This is a genomic window from Paraburkholderia sp. 2C (genome assembly GCF_054589215.1).
Genome location: NZ_BAAILL010000032.1, coordinates 402,291 through 420,993 on the forward strand (window position 1 = coordinate 402,291; position 18,703 = coordinate 420,993).

The window sequence follows — 18,703 nt, forward strand, 5'->3', positions numbered from 1 at the left end:
CCCTATGCCTTCTCGACCTTCACGAGGAACGACTTGAATTCCGGCGTCTGCGTATTGGCGTCGCCGACGAACGGCGTCAGCGTGTTCGTCAGATAACCGGGTTTGGTCAGGCCTTTGAACCCCCAGTGCAGCGGAATGCCGACGGTCTGAATCTTCTTGCCGTCGACCGTCAACGGCTTGATCCGCTTCGTCACGACCGCCACCGCGACGATATAGCCGCGGTTGCTCGACACCTTCACGCGATCGCCGGCGACCACGCCGACCTCTTTGGCGAGGTCTTCGCCGATCTCGACGAACTGCTGCGGTTGAATGATCGCGTTGAGGCGCGCGTGCTTGGTCCAGAAGTGGAAATGCTCGGTGATGCGATAGGTGGTCGCGACATGCGGGAATGCCGCGACTTTGCCGAATGCCGCGCGGTCGTCGGGGAATACCCGCGCTCCGGGGTTATTCGTCGCGAGCGGATTTTGCGGATGGAACGGGTTATAGCCGAGCGGCGTTTCGAACGGTTCGTAATGCTCGGGGAATGGCCCCTCGTTCATCGCATCGCGGGCGAAGAAACGCGCGACGCCCTCCGGATTCATGATGAACGGGCCCATGCCGGTATCCGGATTCTCGTCCGCCTTATAGTCGGGAATATCGGCGCCGGTCCACGCCTTGCCGTTCCACGAAATAAGCCTGCGCGACGGGTCGAACGGCTTGCCGTTCAGGTCGCACGATGCGCGGTTGTACAGCACGCGGCGATTCACGGGCCACGCCCATGCCCAGCCGAGCGTCTGGCCGATGCCGGTCGGGTCCGCATTGTCGCGCCGGCCCATCTGGTTGCCGCCCTGCGTCCACGAGCCGCAGAAAATCCAGCAGCCGCTCGCAGTCGTGCCGTCGTCTTTCAGCTGCGCGAAGCTCGACAACTGGTCGCCTGCCTTGACGAGCACCTTCGACGGATCTTTGGGGTCCGTCACGTCGCCGAGCGCCTTGCCGCTGAACTCCATGGCGATCTCCTCCGGCGTCGGGCTGTCGGGGTGCGCATACGGCCAGTTGATCTTCAACAGCGGATCGGGATACTTGCCGCCGTCCTTCTGGTACGCGGCACGCATCCGCAGAAAGATGCCCGACATGATCTCGAGGTCGCTCCTCGCTTCGCCGGGCGCCTGCGCTCCTTGCCAGTGCCATTGCAGCACGCGCGACGAGCTGACGAGCGACCCGCGTTCCTCGGCAAAGCAGGTAGTGGGTAGCCGGAACACCTCGGTCTGAATTTGCGACGAATCGACATTGTTGTATTCGCCGTAGTTTTTCCAGAACTCGGATGTTTCGGTGGCGAGCGGGTCCATGATCACGAGCCACTTGAGCTTCGAGAACGCCGCGGTCATCTTCGCCTTGTTCGGCGCCGAGGCCAGCGGATTGAAGCCCTGCGCGAGATAGCCGTTCACCTTGCCCTGCGCCATCAGCTCGTAGATCTGCAGCATGTCATACGCCTTGTCGAGCTTCGGCAGATAGTCGTAGCCCCAGTTGTTGTCGGCGCTCGCCGCGTCGCCGTACCACGACTTCATCATGCTGACGAAGAACGCCCGGTAGTTCTTCCAGTAGCTCAACTGATTGGGCCGCAGCGGTTGCGATGCGCGCTTCTTGATGTACCCCTCGAAATCCTGTTCGCCCTCGTTGGGCAGCGTCATATAACCGGTCAGCAGGTTCGACATCAGCCCGAGGTCGGTCAATCCCTGGATATTCGAGTGACCGCGCAACGCGTTCATCCCGCCGCCCGCGATACCGATGTTGCCGAGCAGCAATTGCACCATTGCGCCGCAGCGGATCATCTGCGAACCGATCGAGTGCTGCGTCCAGCCGAGCGCATAGAGAATCGTGCCGGCGCGGTTCGGCGTGGCGGTCGTCGCGAGCATTTCGCAGACCGTGAGGAACTTGTCCTTCGGTGTGCCGCACACCTTCTCGACCATCTCGGGCGTGTAGCGCGAGTAGTGCTGTTTCATCAGGTTGTACACGCAACGAGGGTTCTGCAGCGTCTCGTCGGTCTTCACGAAGCCGTCGTCGCCGAGCTCGTAGTTCCACGAAGTCTTATCCGCGTATTTGTGGCTCTGCGCGTCGTAACCCGAATAAATGCCGTCGTTGAACGCGAAGTCTTCGCGCACGAGGAACGTGAAGTCCGTGTAGTTCTTCACATACTCGTGCTGGATCTTGTCGTTCGTCAGCAGGTAATTGATCACGCCGCCGAGAAACGCGATGTCGGTGCCGGTGCGAATCGGCGCGTAAAAGTCCGCGACCGACGCGGTGCGGTTAAAGCGCGGATCGACGACGATCAGCTTCGCGCGCCGGTGCGCTTTCGCCTCGGTGACCCATTTGAAACCGCACGGGTGCGCCTCGGCCGCATCGCCGCCCATCACCAGAATCACGTCTGCGTTCTTGATGTCGACCCAATGGTTCGTCATCGCGCCGCGGCCGAACGTCGGGGCAAGACCTGCCACCGTCGGGCCGTGTCAGACACGCGCCTGGTTGTCGAACGCGAGCATCCCTGTCGCGCGGATCACCTTGTGCGTCAGATAGCCGACCTCGTTGCTGCTCGCGGACGCGGCCAGCATGCCGGTGGTCAGCCAGCGGTTGACCTTTTTACCGTCCGCGGTGGTCTCGACGAAATTCGCGTCGCGGTCCTCCTTCATCAGCTTCGCGATGCGGTCGAGCGCATCGTTCCACGAGATCGGCTGCCAGTCCTTGCCGCCAGGCGGCCGGTATTCGGGCACGAGAAGCCGGCTCTCGCTATGGATGAAGTCGATCAGGCTCGCCCCCTTCGGGCACAGCGTGCCGCGATTGACCGGGTGGTCGGGATCGCCTTCGATATGGATGATGCTCGCGGTCGCGTTCTTCGCGCCGTCGCCGAGGCCGTACATCAGAATGCCGCAGCCGACTGAGCAGTAAGGACACGTGTTGCGGGTTTCGGTGGTGCGCGACAGCTTGTACTGCCGCACTTCGGCGAGCGCAACGTCGGGCGAATAGCCGAGCAAAGCGAGGCTCGAGCCCGCCAGGGTGGTTGCACTCACCTTCAGGAACTGACGCCGGGACATCTGTAGCATGGAAGCCCTCGCGTTCGGTTGTGGGGTACTTAAAAAGTATAAGTCGAATATTTCGGCCTGTTAGCGTCGGTAGATATGCGGGAAAACGCGGTTAAGCTGGCAAACATCGAACCGGCTGCGAACCGTGTCGAGCCCGCACCGCAGCAACAGGCATACGGATTGCACCGCTACCCGCGCAGCAGGCAAAGCGCCGTCAGCCGCAGCCTCGCGAGTCGCCGAGCCGTTCCCGTGTCCCCCCGACAGGAAGAATCGCCATGGAACTCGAATCTCTTTCCACGCAAAAGTTCGAAAAAGCCGCCCGGAAGCAGGCGTCGTGGGCGGTCGGCGCGTTGCGGCAGTTCATCGAAGACCGCTGTCCCGCGCTCGCGGCAGGCATAGCGTTCTATGCGGCGTTCTCGCTCGCGCCCACACTGGTGATGGTGATCGCCGTCGCAGGCTGGTTTCTCGGCGGCGAAGCCGCGCGCGGCGAACTCTATCGCCAGGTGCACACGGTGCTCGGCAACGACGCCGCCGCCGCGATCTCGACGATCGTGCAGAATGCGCACCGCAGCGGCGGTGCGGGCGGCGCCGCCGCGATCATTTCGTTCGTTTTGCTTGCGATCGGTGCATCCGCAACATTTTCATCGCTGAATAGCGCGCTCAATATCGTGTGGCCCGCGACCGGGCCGCGCGCATCGAGCGTCATGGCGCTCGTGCGTGTGCGGCTGATCTCGTTCAGTCTCGTGCTCGGCGTCGCCTTCCTGCTGATCGTGTCGCTCGTACTCGACGCGGGCATCACGTTCGTCGGCAACTGGTTGTGGGGCGATTCGCCGTATATCGTGATCGGCAATCTGCTGCAACTGGGCGTGGGGCTGCTCGTGCTGTCGCTCGCCTTCGCGGGGCTGCTGAAGTTCCTGCCCGACGCGCCTGTGCTCTGGCGCGATTCGCTCGTCGGCGGCTTTGTCGCGGCGGTGCTGTTCTCCGCGGGCAAGAAGCTGTTTGCGCTGTATCTCGCGCATGCGGGCACGGCCAACTCGTTCGGCGCGGCCGGTTCGCTCGCAGTGCTGCTGATGTGGCTGTATTTCTCCGCGCTCGTGCTGCTGCTTGGCGCGGAATTCGCCGCCGCGCGCGGCCGGATGCACGACCCGCGCGGCGCATGGGCTTTTTTGCATGGCACGCCGCCGGGGAGCCGCGCGATGATCGCGTCCGTGCTCGCCGCGCCGACGGCCGGCGTCGATCCGGCGCGCCGCTCCACGACGATGCGTGGTAACTCGGCGGACCCGGCTCAAGCGGCCGGGGCGACGGCGAGTGCGGCGCAAACTCCCGTCGCACCGACCGCGGGAATCGTCGGCGGCCCGGGAATCACCGCCGCTGCTGCCGGCAACGCTGCCGGCGTCGACGTTAAGCGGGAGCACGGGCCAATCGGCAAAGCAGTTCGCGTGTGCCGCTCGGTCATGCGCGCCGAAACACGCGCAACGCATGCGGCGGCCGCGACGCTCGTTCAGGCGGGGCGCACCGCTGCGGCCACCGACCGCTACGTGCGGCGGCACCCTTGGGGCTCGGTACTTGTCGCGGCAGGCGCCGCGATCATCGTCGCGGCGATAGCGGGCCGCAACGGTGGCAACGGTGGTAACGACGGCGACGGCGGCAACCGCTAAAGCCGCGCGGCCCCCGCGCCACACCCAATTTTCGCATGACTGTCCACCCGCTCAAATCGAAAGCAGACGGTCATCTTTCTTACGCCCCCGGCCGACGCGACGATTTGCCTCAGACAACTACATTACAAAAAACTGTCCAAAAACAGTCGTTTAAGCAATTCTTAGACGATATCTCACCTTAAATCAACAATAATGCGAGATAGGCGATAAAACGTTGTTCATATCGCAATAATCACGTTTAGGCTTGTGAGACAAGGGTTTCGCCTACCTGTCACATTTTCGATACACCTTTATTTTTTTCGTTTCTTGTGCGTGGACCCCCTGCGTTATTCTCCGTTTCGCAACAACTAAACAATCATCTGCGTGGAGATTTGGATGAAACGAATCGCACTGTCTACCCTCTCGCTGGCTCTGCTCGGTGCTACCAGCGCGGCGCACGCCCAGAGCAGCGTGACCCTGTATGGCGTCATCGACGATGCGTTCCAGTGGGTGCATCACGCCAACCCGGCGAATGACAACCTCTATCACCTGCAGTCAGGCAACATCCAAGGTAATCGTTGGGGTTTGAAAGGTACTGAAGACCTCGGCGGCGGCCTGAAGGCGATCTTCCAGCTGGAAAGCGGCTTCGATCCGAACAACGGCAAGCTGGGCCAGGGCAGCCGCCTGTTCGGCCGTCAAGCGTACGTCGGTCTGACGCAGGACACGTACGGCACGCTGACCGTGGGCCGCCAGTACGACCCGCTCGTCGACATGATCCAGCCGATCACGGCCGACAACTTCTGGGGCAGCATGTTCGCCACGCCGGGCGACGTCGATAACAACGACAACAGCTCGCGTACGAACAACTCGTTCAAGTATGTGTCGCCGGTCTGGGGCGGCTTCCAGTTCGAAGGCATGTACGCATTCGGCGGCGTGGCCGGCACGACCGGTTCCGGCCAGTCGTGGGGCGGTGCCGCAACGTACGGCACGGGTCCGTTCAACGTTGCCGCGGGCTACTTCCGCATGGACAACGCCAACGGCTTCGCCGCTCGCGGCGGCGCACTGCCGACGGCAGCGAATCCGGCCGGCACGGTGCCGGGCTGGAGCACGGGCGCAACGTCGGACGCAACGTTCGACGGCTCGACGATCAACGGCGCATACGCATCGGCGAAGTCGATCAGCATCACGTCGGCAGCTGCCCAGTACGTGTTCGGTCCGTTCACGTTCAACGGTCGCTACAGCTTCGCGCAGTACAAGCCGGATGCATTCTCGGCGTTCAGCAACCAGGAAAAGTTCAACGTCGTGGGCGCTTACGCTGGCTACCAGCTGTCGCCGGCCCTGCTGCTGGGCCTCGGCTACACCTGGACGCACGGCTCGGGCGATACGTCGTCGAACTACCACCAGGTGTCGGCCGGCGCCGACTACTCGCTGTCGAAGCGTACCGACCTCTACCTGATGGGTGCGTACCAGCACGCGAGCGGCACGCAGCGTGTCGACGCGAACACGACCCAGAACGCCGTGGCTTCGATCGGTTCGTACGGCTTCCAGGCAGGCTCGAACTCGCAGGAAATGGTCAGCATCGGTATCCGTCACAAGTTCTAAAAGCAACAACAAAACTGCGCAGCGTAAAGCTCTACGCTGCAGCTCAAAGCCAGCCGAAGGCGCAAGCCGAGGCTGGCTTTTTTCTTTGTGACGTATCGCGGATGGTCGGGCGAGGCGCCTCGCAGGGTGCGCCTGGCGGGGCGCGCCTAGCGCGGCGTTTTCGGCTTGTCCGACTGGGCAAGCGTCTGGGCGGGTCGCACGTCGAGCGCATCGTGCGCGGTGCCCGAAGGTTCGCGAAACAGTACGCTCTCGCCTTCGATATCGGCATGCGGAATCGCCGCCGTATCCTGCCAGTCCGGGTCCGGAATCTCGGCGAAGACCTGCCGCAGGCGCTCACCCCACGTGCGGTGAATCATCTGGTAGTAGGCGTTATCCTGCGTGACCGTCACGAAACGCGTCACGCGCAGCGTGTCCTTCTGATAGACGAGCAGATCGAGCGGCAAACCGACCGACAGATTCGAGCGCAAGGTCGAATCCATCGAAATCAGCGCGCATTTGGCGGCTTCGTCGAGCGGTGTTTGCGGCACCAGCACACGGTCGATAATCGGCTTGCCGTACTTCGATTCGCCGATCTGAAAATACGGGCTGACGCTCGATGCCTCGATGTAATTGCCGGCTGAATAGATCATGAAAAGGCGTGGACGCGGCACGCTGCGCGTCACATCGGCTTCGATGTCGCCCGGCGCGATCTGCCCGCCGAGAATGAAGCTGCAATTGAACTCGACGCCGAATTGCTGCAACGCCTGCGAATCCCGCTGATGCACGTTGCGCACCGCGCGACCGACCACGCCCGCCGCGTCGGCCATCGTTCCGACGGTCCACAGCGTCGGCTCGTGCGGGTCGGACGGTTCGGACAATTCGCGCAGCACGGCCTGCGTGAGCGACAGGTTACCGGCGCCGAGCAGCACGAGCACGCGTTCGCCCGGCTTTTCGAACACGGACATCTTGCGCGCCGTGCTGACATGGTCGACGCCGGCGTTGGTGCGCGTATCCGATAGAAACACGATCCCTTCATCGACGCTCAGTGCGACGCAATACGTCATGACAGATTTCCTGGAGGCAGACGGACAACGCCGCTATTGTAAGCGCCATCAACGACATCAGCGCCGCGGGCGCCGGCCACAATCGCTGCGACCGTTGTATCGCCGCTATTGCTGTTATTGCGGCAACTGCTCGAACGCGCTGACCGCAACCAACACGTCGAGCCGCTCGCCGAGCCCGCCGATGCGCCGCCCACGCACCGGCGATGCCGCTTCGTAATCGCGCGCGGTCGCGAGCCGGCAATAGATATTCGAAGCAAACGCCGCATGCGTCACATCGACCGATACCCAGCCGATTCCCGTCAGCCAGACGTCGACCCACGCGTGGCTCGCCGCATCGTCGACTTCGCCGGGTTCGATATAGCCGCTCACGTAGCGCGCCGGCACATTGCGCGCGCGGCAGCACGCAAGCATCAGATGCGCATGATCCTGGCAGACGCCGCGGCCGAGCGCGAGCGCCTGCGCCGCCGTGCTCGTGACCTCGGTCACGCCGGACTGAAACGGCACGCGTTCGACGATGCGCTCGGTCAGCGTAATCAGCGCGGCCGGCGTATCGAGCGGAGGCGCCGTGTGAGCGAGCTCGCAGATCGCGGGGTCCGCCTCGGTCAAACGCGTGTTGCACGTAAAGTGCTCGAGCGGGATCGGACCGGCGTCTTCGTTCAGACGGCCATCGACAAGCGGCAAGGTCTCGACTTCGCCCGACACCTGCACGCGAATCTCATCGTGCGGACGGTTGATCACGAGCGTGTGCAGCACATTGCCATACGCGTCGAACGCCGAATCGAGCTTGCCGGGCGCATCGAGAAACCAGCGCCGCACGGTCTGCGCCGAGCCGCTTGCCGGCGTCAGGCGCAACTGCTGGATCGAATAATGGACCGTCGCATCGTATCGATAGACCGTTTCATGGCGGATCGTCAGAAACATAAGGGCACTCCGTCCAGGCTTTCTTCAGGCCACCGGCAGCAGTAAATAGGTACGCGCAACGAGATTGCCGAGCTCGAACACGCGCGCGAGGAACTGCGTGAGCCACGCATGCAGCCCCGCTTCGAAGATCTGCCGGATATCGGCATACAACAGCTCAGCACGAAGCTTGCCTGCGAACCGCTCGCAGGTATTCGAGCCCTCGGTGCGCAGCATCGCGAGATTCGCGCAGACGCCGTCGAGCGATGCGAGCAGCGAACGCGGCATCTGTGAATTGAGGATCATCAGTTCGACGACGCGCGCCGGCGTCACGACGTCGCGATAGACCTTGCGGTAAATCTCGAGCGCCGATACCGAGCTCAGGATCGAGGTCCAGTAATAGAAGTCTTCGAGTTGGCGCGCCGCGTCGCGCGAGTTGGGCGCCGCGTCGGCGAAACGCACGTCGAGAATCCGCGCGGTATTGTCCGCGCGCTCGAGAAAGGTGCCGAGCTGCGTGAAGAAAAACGCGTCGTCCTGCAGCGCGGTGCCGATCGTCACGCCGCGCGACAGGTGCGAGCGGAACTTCACCCACTCGAAGAGCGCGGCAGGATTGGCGGCCAACTGGCCGGCCGCGATGCGCTCGGTGAACTCGAGCCATGTGTCGTTGATCGTCTCCCACCATTCGGTCGTCAGTGTGCCGCGCACCGCGCGCGCGTTTTCGCGCGCTGCCTGCAGGCACGACTGGATGCTCGACGGATTGGCGGCATCGGCCACCATGAAGTCGAGCATGTGCTCGCGTGCCGGTTGGGCGTAACGCTGCGAAAAGGCGCTTTCGAGCTCGGAAATGCGCAGCACTGCGCGCTGCGCGCGGGCCTCCTGTTCGGCGGTCTGCGGCAGCAGCTGCGCTTTCAGGTTGATATCGAGCATGCGCGCGGTATTCTCGGCGCGCTCCATATAGCGTGCCATCCAGAACAGGTGGTCGGCGGTGCGGCTCAGCATGATGACCTTCCTTTATTGTTGTTCAGTCGACCATCCACGTGTCTTTCGTCCCTCCGCCCTGCGACGAATTGACGACGAGCGATCCCTGCTGCAACGCGACGCGCGTGAGGCCGCCCGCCACCATCGTGACGGTCTTGCCGGACAGCACGAACGGACGCAGATCGATATGGCGCGGCGCGATGCCGGCTTCGACGAAGGTCGGGCACGCAGATAACGCGAGCGTCGGCTGCGCGATATAGCCGGCCGGCCGCGCGACGAGGCGCGCGCGAAACGCTTCGATTTCCGCGGCCGTTGCGGCCGGGCCGACGAGCATGCCGTAACCGCCCGCGCCATGCACCTCCTTCACGACCAGTTCATGCAGATGCGCGAGCGTGTACGCGAGATCGTCGGGCTTGCGGCACTGGTAAGTCGGCACGTTGTTCAGAATCGGCTTTTCACCGAGGTAGAACTCGATCATCTGCGGCACATACGGATAGATCGACTTGTCGTCGGCGATGCCGGTGCCCATCGCATTCGCGAGCGCGACGCGACCGGCGCGATACGCGCTGAGGAGGCCGGGCACGCCGAGCGCCGAATCCGGGCGGAACGCGAGCGGATCGAGAAAATCGTCGTCGACGCGGCGGTAAATCACGTCGACGCGCCGCGGCCCCTGCGTCGTGCGCATGAAGACGTAGTTGTCGTCGACGAACAGATCCTTGCCTTCGACGAGCTCGACGCCCATTTGCTGCGCGAGAAACGTGTGCTCGAAGTAAGCGGAGTTGTACATGCCCGGCGTCAACACGACGACAACCGGATCGTCGACGCCCGCCGGCGCGACCGAGCGCAGCATATCGAGCAGCAGGTCGGGGTAATGCGCGACCGGCGCGATGCGGTTCTGCACGAACAGTTCCGGAAAGAGCCGCATCATCATCTTGCGGTTCTCCAGCATATACGAGACGCCGGACGGCACGCGCAGGTTGTCCTCGAGCACATAGAACTCGCCGTCCATCCCCGCACGCACGACATCCACGCCGGCAATATGCGCGTACACGCCGAGCGGCACGTCGACGCCCTGCATCTCGGGCCGGTACTGCGCATTCGTATAGACCTGGTCCGCGGGCACGACGCCGGCCCGCACGATATTGCGCTCGTGATAGACGTCGTGGATAAACAGGTTCAGCGCCTGCACGCGCTGGCGCAGGCCGGCTTCGAGGATGCTCCACTCGCCGCGCGGAATGATGCGCGGAATCAGGTCGAAGGGAATGAGCCGCTCGGTGCCGGACAGGTCGCCATTCACGGCAAATGTAATGCCCACGCGCCTGAACAGCAGGTCTGCCTCGGCGCGTTTGCGCGCGATTGCCTCGTTGCCTTGCTGCACGAGCCAGTTCGCGAAGCGCGTGTAATGCGGCCGCACGGCTTCGTCGTGATGACGCATCTCGTCATAGCATCGCATGTCACGCCCCGCTCTTTTTGTCGGATAGAAGGCGAATGCGCTGCGCATTCGGTGTCCCAGTAGTTCAAGCAAGCGTTATGCCATTGTCTTTGACGCGCAGCGCATCGCGGGCCAATGGTCATCGCCCCGGCATCGCCATCAGCCCCTCGCGACGAGCGATGCGCACACCGCTATGCACTGCGAAGGCGCAACGCCGTGCATAACGCTGTTTGAGCGTCGAGCGCTGCCGCGAATGGCTCGAGTCGATCGTACTGCGCCGTGCAGCGATGCGCTACCAAGGTGCGCGGTGCAGCGCACGAAGACCGGTTCGATGCAGCGGCGACCCGAGTTAGGGAATCCGGTGGGGAGTCGGCGGGTGACCAGGCAGATAAGCAGGCCGATAAGCAGGCCGATAAGCAGGTCGATAAGCAGGTCGATAAGCAGGCGGATAACGAGCCGGTTGAACCAGGCGGCCAAACCAGGCAGTCAAAAGCAGCCGGTTAGCAGAAGCCTGCGAAAAGAACAGGGAAGCTCGATGAGCGCGGCGGCGATGAAGCAAGGGAGCGGAATAAAAAATCCCCGCGAGTGTTCCTCGCGGGGATTTAAAGAGAGTCACGGACAAAGTCGCTCGCCGACGCCCGAAGACGGCGACGATCGAACCGCGCCGTGCCAGCCCTCAGGCAAATCAGGCAGCTGCGTCCTTCAGCTTCTTCAGCGCACGTGCCTTGACGCGCACCGAAGCTGCCTTAGCCGGGAACCAGCGTTCCTCGCCCGTGAACGGGTCCTTGCCGAAACGCTTCTTCTTGGCCGGGACGGCTTGCACCGAGATCTTCAGAAGACCCGACAGCGTGAATTCACCAGCGCCCTTCTTGTGGACCGCGCCGAGGATCGTGTCTTCGAGCGCAGCCAGAACAGCCTTGGCGGACTTCGGTTCAACGCCCGCACGTTCAGCCACGTGATTGGCCAGCGAGGCCTTCGTGAAGGTGTCCTTGATCGGCGACGGTGCGCCGGACGCCTTCACGGCGACCTTCTTAGCCGCGGCTTTCTTTGCGGGAGCCTTCGTTGCAGCGGCCTTCTTGGTCGCTGCCGTGGTCGCCTTCTTGGCAACCTTCTTTGCGGAAGTCGGCATGTTTCTCCTACCTGTTGTTGGTCAGTGAGCCACGAAGCGCACACGACATGTGTACGCTTCACGCGGGATTCTACAAGCGCCAAGGCGTTTCGCGCGAATCTTTTATGCGTCGATACGCTCTTTTGTTGCGCGCCGCAGACTAGGAGACACATTTTGACGCTTGTTTTACGGGTTAAAAGTCATGACGTCGCATTTTGTAGGTACCTGTACACCACCTTTTGGAACCTGGCGGTCCTCCAGGATGCAGCTTGAATTGGAAGCACGGCGCAAGACGCCGCGCCCCAGGCAGACTGACGACCCCCGGCCCCGGCGGCCGCATGCCGGCCTTTGCGCCCGTGCGAGCCGACTGCGCCGTTAGCGCAGGTGCGCCTGACCAGACCGGCGTTCAGTAAGTGCGGTGGGAAGGGTCGGCGAGATGCGAGGCAGCGACAAAGCTCACGCAAGGCATGGCAAACACGATAAATAACGCGACGTGTGCAACGAGCCGCGTGCGCCGGGTCGCGAGCCAGTAGAGCGCGACCGCCAGTTGAAGTGCGCAGAAGACCCACACCGGCATGCTCGTCAGGATGCTTGCTTCGCCCGGGCCGGCAAGCCATAAACCGACAGGCACAGCCGCCGCGCCCAGCAACGCGAGCACGCCGAAGCATGCGCTCTGCCGCGCGCGCCGCACGCATAGCAGCACGGCAAGCACGCACTGCACAGCCGCGATGTCGAGAATCAGCCGTGGCAATGCGCTGCCGGTTGGGTAGGCGTGCGGATCGATCAGGTAAGCGATGTAGATGATGGCGGTTCGCAATGTGTCTGTCATCGTATTGCAGGGCAGAGAATTGCAGTAGAGACGCGAAGCGCCGGGGCGCACGGAAGCGGTGGACGCAGACGCCGGCGCGGACCTCGCTCGCGTTTCTCAGATGAGCACGACCGCCACGACGATTGCGATCCAGATAAGCGCGGCCCCCGCCATAAACAGATGCCGCGCGATGCGCATCTTCGCGTCCGGGGTGTCGGGTCCGACAGGCGCGGTGGCCATCCACGGCACGACGCCAAGACAGGCAAATCCGATCAACGCAAGTGCCGCGATCAGCCGGTCCGTGCGCGTCCAGCCACCCGGCTCGTTGATCCCCCAGTAGCCGAGAAACGCCATGCCGATCGAAAAGACGGTTGCCGAAGCGGAACTGATCGCCACCACCGATCCTTGGGGACTCGGCATGATCCACCTCCTGTCACAAGGCTTTTTATCGTGCCGTCGATTCTACTTCAAGCATATGACGCTTCGAGCGCACGACCGGCCGCGGCACGCCCCGAGGTTGATCGGGAGGGCACGGCCTCCCGAGTCGGCCGGCCGGCGGCTAGCGTTTCAGCTGGTGCGCGCCTCCCGCGCTTCATACGCTTTCAGATGCGTGTACGCGACGCGCAGCAGCGACAGCGGCGCCGCGTCCTGCTGCGCCGCGCCGCCCCGTTCGATCAGATCGCCGACAATATGATCGGCTTCGATCTTCGAGCGGTTCTCGATATCGCGCAGCATCGATGCGGTCATGGGCGAGCCTTCCTTGAGCAGCACGCCGCGGTCGCGCGCCTGCACCGCATCGCTGACCGGAAAGCCGTTGTGTTGCGCGATGGCGAGGCACTCGCCGTAGAGGCCTTCGATCAGCCGCCGGCCGTCCGGCGCTTTCAGAATGTCGCCGATCGATGCGCGCGTGACGCAGGTGCTCGTGGCAAGCGTCGCGAGGAACGTCCATTTGTCCCACATCCGCTGGCCGACGTTGTCGACGGCCTGGGAGATAAAGTTGGCGCCGTCGAACGTGCGCTCGATGTCGCGTACGCGGTCGGACATTCCACCCGCAAGTTCGCCGTAGGTAATCGAGTGCGAGTCGTTCAGATGCTCGACTTCGCGGTTGCGATTCAGCGTCGCCGCAATGAATGCGAGCCCGCCCAGCACGTTCGCGTCGCCGAACTTCGCCTTGAGCACATCGATATGGCTCATGCCGTTGAGCACGGGCAGGATCATCGTCGACGGGCCGACCGCGGGCGCAAACGATTCGATTGCGTCGTCGAGGTTGTACGCCTTGCAGCTCAGCAGCACGAGATCGTACGGCTCGCGGATCCCGTCGGCGAGTACGGTCGGCACGTCGCGCAGCGTCGCGTTGCCGTACGGGCTTTTGACCACGAGCCCCGAGCGCTTCAGTTCTTCGGCACGCCCGGCGCGCACGAGAAAGGTCACGTCGCGGCCCGCTTCGATCAGACGTCCGCCGAAATAGCCGCCTAGCGCGCCCGCGCCGACTACGAGAATTCGCATCTTGGTTCCTTCGATTGTTGAGTGCTTGAGTAAAGCGTACGCATGAGTATGCAGGAGTCGCCGGAAACGCGTGCGGCACACCGCAGGCGCCGGCCGGCATGCGCGATCGCGCGCACGCCGTGGGCAGTGAGTTGAATCAAAGGATTTCGAGCGCGAGCGCGATGCCCTGGCCGCCGCCGATGCACAGCGTGACGACGCCGCGCTTGAGACCGTCGCGCTTCATCGAATGAATCAGACGCGTGGTGAGAATTGCGCCGGTCGCGCCGATCGGATGACCGTGGGCAACCGCGCCGCCATCGACGTTGACCACGTCTTCGGCGAGGCCCAATTGCTGGATGATGGCGAGCGGCACCGCGGCAAACGCTTCGTTGATCTCGAAGCGCTCGACGTCGGTGAGCTTCCAGCCCGCGCGTTCGACGGCCATGCGCACCGCCGGCACCGGGCCCAGACCGAACATGCCGGGCTCGACCGCGCCAATGCCATACGCGACGAGCCGCGCGTGCGGCTCGATGCCGTTCGCTTCGGCATAAGCGCGCTCGGCGACGAGCATGGCCGCCGCCCCCGAATTCAGGCCCGGCGCATTGCCGGCCGTAATCGTGCCCTCGCGGCGAAATGCGGGGCGCAGCTTCGCCAGGGTTTCGACGGTCGTATCGGGGCGCAGTTGCTCGTCGTTGATAAAGCGGATCGTTTCCTTGCGACCCTGCACTTCGACCGCCACGCGTTCCGCTTCGAACGCGCCGCGCTGTTGCGCAGCCGCGAACCGCTGATGCGAACGCGCCGCCCACCGATCCTGCGCTTCGCGCGTAATCGACAGCTTCGCGACGAGGTCTTCGGTGTGCCAGCCCGAATGCTCGCTCGAAAACGCGTCGACGAGCCCGTCGTGCAATGCGCTATCGTAGATCTGCGCGTTGCCCATGCGGTAACCCCAGCGGCCTTTGTCGAGCAGATAGGGCGCGCGGTCCATATTTTCCATGCCGCCCGCCACCGCGACGTCGCCGAAGCCGAGCCAGATTTCCTGCGCGGCCGACACGACCGCCTGCGCGCCCGAACCGCATACGCGATTCACCGTCTGCGACGGCACCGACACCGGCACGCCGCCCGCAATCGCGGCCTGGCGCGCCGGGTTCATTTTGTTGCCGGCCTGCACGACATTGCCCATCACGACGGAGCCGAGCTTGCTCGCGTCGAAGCCGCTGCGGCGTACTGCTTCGCGCACGACGAGCGCGCCGAGGTCGGTGGCCGGCACGTCTTTGAGTGTGCCGCCGAATGCGCCGATGGCGGTTCTGACCGGATTGCTGATCACGATATCTCGAGAAGTCATCGCTGTTCCTCACCAGGAAGTGCTACACGTGGAAGCCTCGCTCGCGCTGCACACGAGGCGCCGATGTTCATACGGCGGCGGTCGAAGCGGCTTTTTCGCCTGCTCGCCCGTCAATCAGTTGGCGGCGACTGCCGCCGGCGCAGTTGCCAACGGCGCAGTTGCCACCGAAGGAACTGCCGGTGTGCCCGTAACCGGCTGGCCCGCATTCGCCGCTGTCGCGCGATCCGCTGCCGCGGCATTCCAGCCGCCACCCAGCGACCGGTACAGCGCGACCACCGCCTGTGCGTGCGTGCGCTTCGCTTCGTTCAACGCTTCCGCGTCGACGAGATAGGCCTGCTGCGCATCGAGCACATCAAGAAAACTCGACGCGCCGCCTTTATATAGTTGCGTCGACAGCTTCAACGCCTTGCCCGACGAATCGAGCGCGCCGCCGAGCCGGTCGACCTGCGTCCCACCGCTCACCAGATCGCTACGCGTATCCTCGATTTCCTTGAGCGCGTTGAGCATCGTCTGCTGCAGCCCGAGTTGCGACTCGCGCATCCGGCTTTCGCTTGCATCGATATTCGCCGTAATACGGCCCGCGTTGAAAATCGGGCTCGTTGCGCTCAATGCGGCACTAAACAGGTTATCGGTCAGCGTCGGCGTACCGACCCACGACGCTGCGAGCAATCCGTCCGTCAGGTTAAGCTGAAACTTCGGATAGCGCTCGGAACGCGATACACCGACCTCTGCAGCACGCTGCTCGACCTTTGCGTACGCGGTCTGCACATCGGGACGGCGCAGCAACGCTTCGGACGGCAGCGTCACCGGCACACCCTGCGACGGCACCGGAATCGGCCGCGCATCGGTCAGCACGAGCTGGCTGACGCTTTCCGGCGTGCGGCCCGAAAACACCGCAATCAGGCTCAGTTGATGCTGGATTTCCGACTGCACGCGCGGAATGCGCGCCTGAAGATCCTGCAACTGATTCTGCGCGCGCGCGACATCGAGCTGTGTCGACAGCCCGTAACGGAGCCGGTCCTGCGTCAGCTTCAGGGCGCGGCTGCGGATCTGCTCGTTGTCGTTGAGAATCTGCAGTTCCGATTGGGCCCAGCGCAGATTGATATAGGCGGCCGCGGTGTTCGCGGCCAGCGCGAGCCGCAGTTCGTTCAGCGCGGACTGGCGCCCCGACACCTGCGCCTTCGCGGCGAGCACGGCCAGACGCTCGCCGCCGAATACGTCCGGTTGCCAGCTTGCCGAAAGCCCCGCGCCCGCCGCATCGACGTAGCCGAGCGGCGGCGGCAGGATCTGCCGCGTATGCGACGCGATCGCGGTCGCATCGAGTTCCGGCAGCAACGCCGCATGGCGCTGCGTCACATCGTCCTGCGCCTGCTTCACGCGCTCGACGGCCGCTTTCACATCGAGGTTGTCGTTCAGCACCGACTGCACGAGATCGTGCATGACGGGGTCGCCGAATTGCGTCCACCACGTGTTGGCATCGACGGCATCTTGCGGCGCGTCGACACTCCATGCGGCCGGCGCGGTGGTCTTCACGGTTGCCGGCAAATCGGCGTGCGTCGCGGGCTGAACCGCGCAGGCCGCGAGCGTCAGCACCGCCGCGGCGGCCAGCACTTTCATCAGAATCGGTTTCATGGCGGTTCCTTCAGTGAGTCTTCTAGTGAGCATCGGGGGGCGGCGCGCTAAAGCTGAACGGCTTCGAAAACAGCATCGCGAAGAGCGCGACGCCGAAGCACAGCGCGACTGCCAGAAACGTGTCGGAAAAAGTCAGCGTCAGCGCTTCGCGCATCATCAGCGCATGCAGCGATGCGACGCTGCCCTGCAGTCCGTTCACCATATCGCCGCCGGCCGCGGACAGATGCGCGGCCTGATCACGCAGAAACGCTTCGACGACGGGCCGGCCGGCGGTCACGTGTTCGTCGAGCCTTTCGTAATGGAGATTCAACCGGTCGTTCAACATCGTGCTGACCACCGCGATGCCGATCGCGCCGCCGAGATTACGCATGAGGTTGAAAAGGCCGCTTGCCGATTTGAGCCGCGACGGCGGCAGCGAACCGAGCGCCATCGTGACGATCGGCGCAATACAGAACTGCTGACCGAAGCCGCGCAGCGCCTGCGGAATCAGGAATTCGTACCAGCCCCATTGGTGCGTGATCGGCACATACAGATAGCAGCCGAGGCCGAACAGAATCAGCCCGAACACGAGCAGCGCGCGCAGGTTGATAAACCGCGCAGCCGTCGAATACATGACGAGCCCAATCAATTGAAAAACGCCGACCGACAGCAGCGCAAGACCGATTTGCAGCGAATCGAAGCCGCGCACGCGCGCGAGAAACACAGGCGTCAGATACACCGTGCAGAAAATGCCGATGCCAGTGACGAACGACAGCAGGCTACCGATGCCGAAATTGCGCAGCGCCAGCGCCCTCAGATCGACAATCGGCTCTTTCGCGGTGAACGCATGGACGAGGAACAGAAAGCCGCAGATGCCTGAAATCCACGCACACGCGAGAATCACATGGTCGCCGAACCAGTTCTTGCGCGGACCTTCCTCGAGCATGTATTCGAGGCAGCCGAGAAAGCCGCTCATCAGCAGAATGCCGAGATAATCGCCGCGTTTGAGCAGCGACACATCGGCCTGGTCGACGTGCACGAAGCGCGGCACCAGCACCGTCACCAGCACGCCGGGCACGAGATTCAGATAGAACAGCCAGTGCCACGACCACTGGTCGGTGACCCAGCCGCCGATGACCGGACCGATGGTCGGCGCGAGCGTCGCGAGCGTGCCGATCGCCGTCGATGCGACGAGGCGCTGGCGGCCCGGAAATATCATGAATGCCGTGGTAAACACCGTCGGGATCATCGCCGCGCCGAGTGCGCCTTGCAGCGCGCGAAAAAGGATCATCGAATTGATGTCCCACGCGAGACCGCAGAGCATGCTCGTCACCGTGAAGCCGAAGGCCGATGCGGCAAAGAGCCAGCGTGTCGAAAACACACGCGTGAGCCAGCCGGACATCGGAATCACGAGAATTTCGGCGATCAGATACGCGGTTTGCACCCAGGACAGCTCGTCCTGGCTCGCGGACAGTCCGCCGCCGATATCTCTAAGCGACGAAGCGACGATCTGGATATCGAGTGTCGCCATGAAAAAACCGAGGCACATCAGCGAGAACGCGAAGACTTTTTCGCGCATCGGCAGATTCATCGGGTCGATGGGCGGGTGGGCGGGGTGCGTCATGTTGGGCGGTCTCTGGTCTCTGTTGCGCGGCGGGCGGTGATCGATCGCGAGCGATCGTGACGGCCGCGACGGTCGTCATTGGG

General features: G+C 63.5%; 14 protein-coding genes. 2 read left to right on the top strand and 12 right to left on the bottom strand.

The genetic code is table 11. The annotated features are described in order from the left end of the window. Window positions 1–2 precede the first annotated feature (2 nt). Window positions 3–3,074: a formate dehydrogenase-N subunit alpha gene (gene fdnG, locus ACYPXD_RS10005; RefSeq protein ID WP_459710358.1), complete on the bottom strand. Its 3,072-nt coding sequence runs from the start codon at window positions 3,072–3,074 to the stop codon at window positions 3–5. 254 nt (window positions 3,075–3,328) lie between these two features. Here fdnG and ACYPXD_RS10010 point away from each other — a divergent pair, with 254 nt between their 5' ends. Continuing rightward, a complete protein-coding gene (locus ACYPXD_RS10010) occupies window positions 3,329–4,711 on the top strand; it encodes a YihY/virulence factor BrkB family protein (protein ID WP_459710360.1) in 1,383 nt (460 codons plus the stop codon). A gap of 375 nt (window positions 4,712–5,086) precedes the next feature. Next, on the top strand, window positions 5,087–6,292 hold the full coding sequence (locus ACYPXD_RS10015) for a porin (RefSeq protein WP_459710362.1): 1,206 nt from the start codon (window positions 5,087–5,089) through the stop codon (window positions 6,290–6,292). A 146-nt stretch (window positions 6,293–6,438) separates the two neighbouring features. Here ACYPXD_RS10015 and ACYPXD_RS10020 read toward each other — a convergent pair whose 3' ends face one another. The 11 genes from ACYPXD_RS10020 to ACYPXD_RS10070 all read right to left on the bottom strand — a co-directional run bounded on the left by ACYPXD_RS10020 (window position 6,439) and on the right by ACYPXD_RS10070 (window position 18,620). Then, window positions 6,439–7,335, bottom strand: a complete 897-nt coding sequence (locus ACYPXD_RS10020) for a peptidase (RefSeq protein WP_459710365.1) — start codon at window positions 7,333–7,335, stop codon at window positions 6,439–6,441. A 114-nt stretch (window positions 7,336–7,449) separates the two neighbouring features. Further along, entirely contained in the window at window positions 7,450–8,256 is an 807-nt protein-coding gene (locus ACYPXD_RS10025) for a transglutaminase family protein (protein WP_459710367.1), read from the bottom strand. A 24-nt stretch (window positions 8,257–8,280) separates the two neighbouring features. Continuing rightward, the gene (locus ACYPXD_RS10030) at window positions 8,281–9,231 is read right to left on the bottom strand and encodes an alpha-E domain-containing protein (protein WP_459710369.1); all 951 of its coding nucleotides are present in this window, start codon (window positions 9,229–9,231) and stop codon (window positions 8,281–8,283) included. Window positions 9,232–9,253: 22 nt separating this feature from the next. Next, window positions 9,254–10,663 (bottom strand): circularly permuted type 2 ATP-grasp protein, encoded by a 1,410-nt coding sequence (locus tag ACYPXD_RS10035; protein ID WP_459710371.1) that lies wholly within the window; start codon window positions 10,661–10,663, stop codon window positions 9,254–9,256. A 664-nt stretch (window positions 10,664–11,327) separates the two neighbouring features. Continuing rightward, window positions 11,328–11,771 (bottom strand): HU family DNA-binding protein, encoded by a 444-nt coding sequence (locus ACYPXD_RS10040; protein WP_459710375.1) that lies wholly within the window; start codon window positions 11,769–11,771, stop codon window positions 11,328–11,330. 385 nt (window positions 11,772–12,156) lie between these two features. After that, the gene (locus ACYPXD_RS10045) at window positions 12,157–12,579 is read right to left on the bottom strand and encodes a hypothetical protein (protein WP_459710377.1); all 423 of its coding nucleotides are present in this window, start codon (window positions 12,577–12,579) and stop codon (window positions 12,157–12,159) included. 96 nt (window positions 12,580–12,675) lie between these two features. After that, window positions 12,676–12,978, bottom strand: a complete 303-nt coding sequence (locus ACYPXD_RS10050) for a hypothetical protein (protein WP_459710379.1) — start codon at window positions 12,976–12,978, stop codon at window positions 12,676–12,678. A 147-nt stretch (window positions 12,979–13,125) separates the two neighbouring features. Next, window positions 13,126–14,064 carry a 2-dehydropantoate 2-reductase gene (gene panE, locus ACYPXD_RS10055; protein ID WP_459710382.1) on the bottom strand — a complete coding sequence of 313 codons (939 nt, stop codon included), beginning with the start codon at window positions 14,062–14,064 and terminating at the stop codon, window positions 13,126–13,128. Window positions 14,065–14,200: 136 nt separating this feature from the next. Continuing rightward, window positions 14,201–15,385, bottom strand: a complete 1,185-nt coding sequence (locus ACYPXD_RS10060) for a thiolase family protein (RefSeq protein ID WP_459710384.1) — start codon at window positions 15,383–15,385, stop codon at window positions 14,201–14,203. A 114-nt stretch (window positions 15,386–15,499) separates the two neighbouring features. After that, window positions 15,500–17,017 (bottom strand): efflux transporter outer membrane subunit, encoded by a 1,518-nt coding sequence (locus ACYPXD_RS10065; protein ID WP_459710386.1) that lies wholly within the window; start codon window positions 17,015–17,017, stop codon window positions 15,500–15,502. A 22-nt stretch (window positions 17,018–17,039) separates the two neighbouring features. Next, on the bottom strand, window positions 17,040–18,620 hold the full coding sequence (locus ACYPXD_RS10070) for a DHA2 family efflux MFS transporter permease subunit (RefSeq protein WP_459710388.1): 1,581 nt from the start codon (window positions 18,618–18,620) through the stop codon (window positions 17,040–17,042). Between the last annotated feature and the right edge of the window lie 83 nt (window positions 18,621–18,703).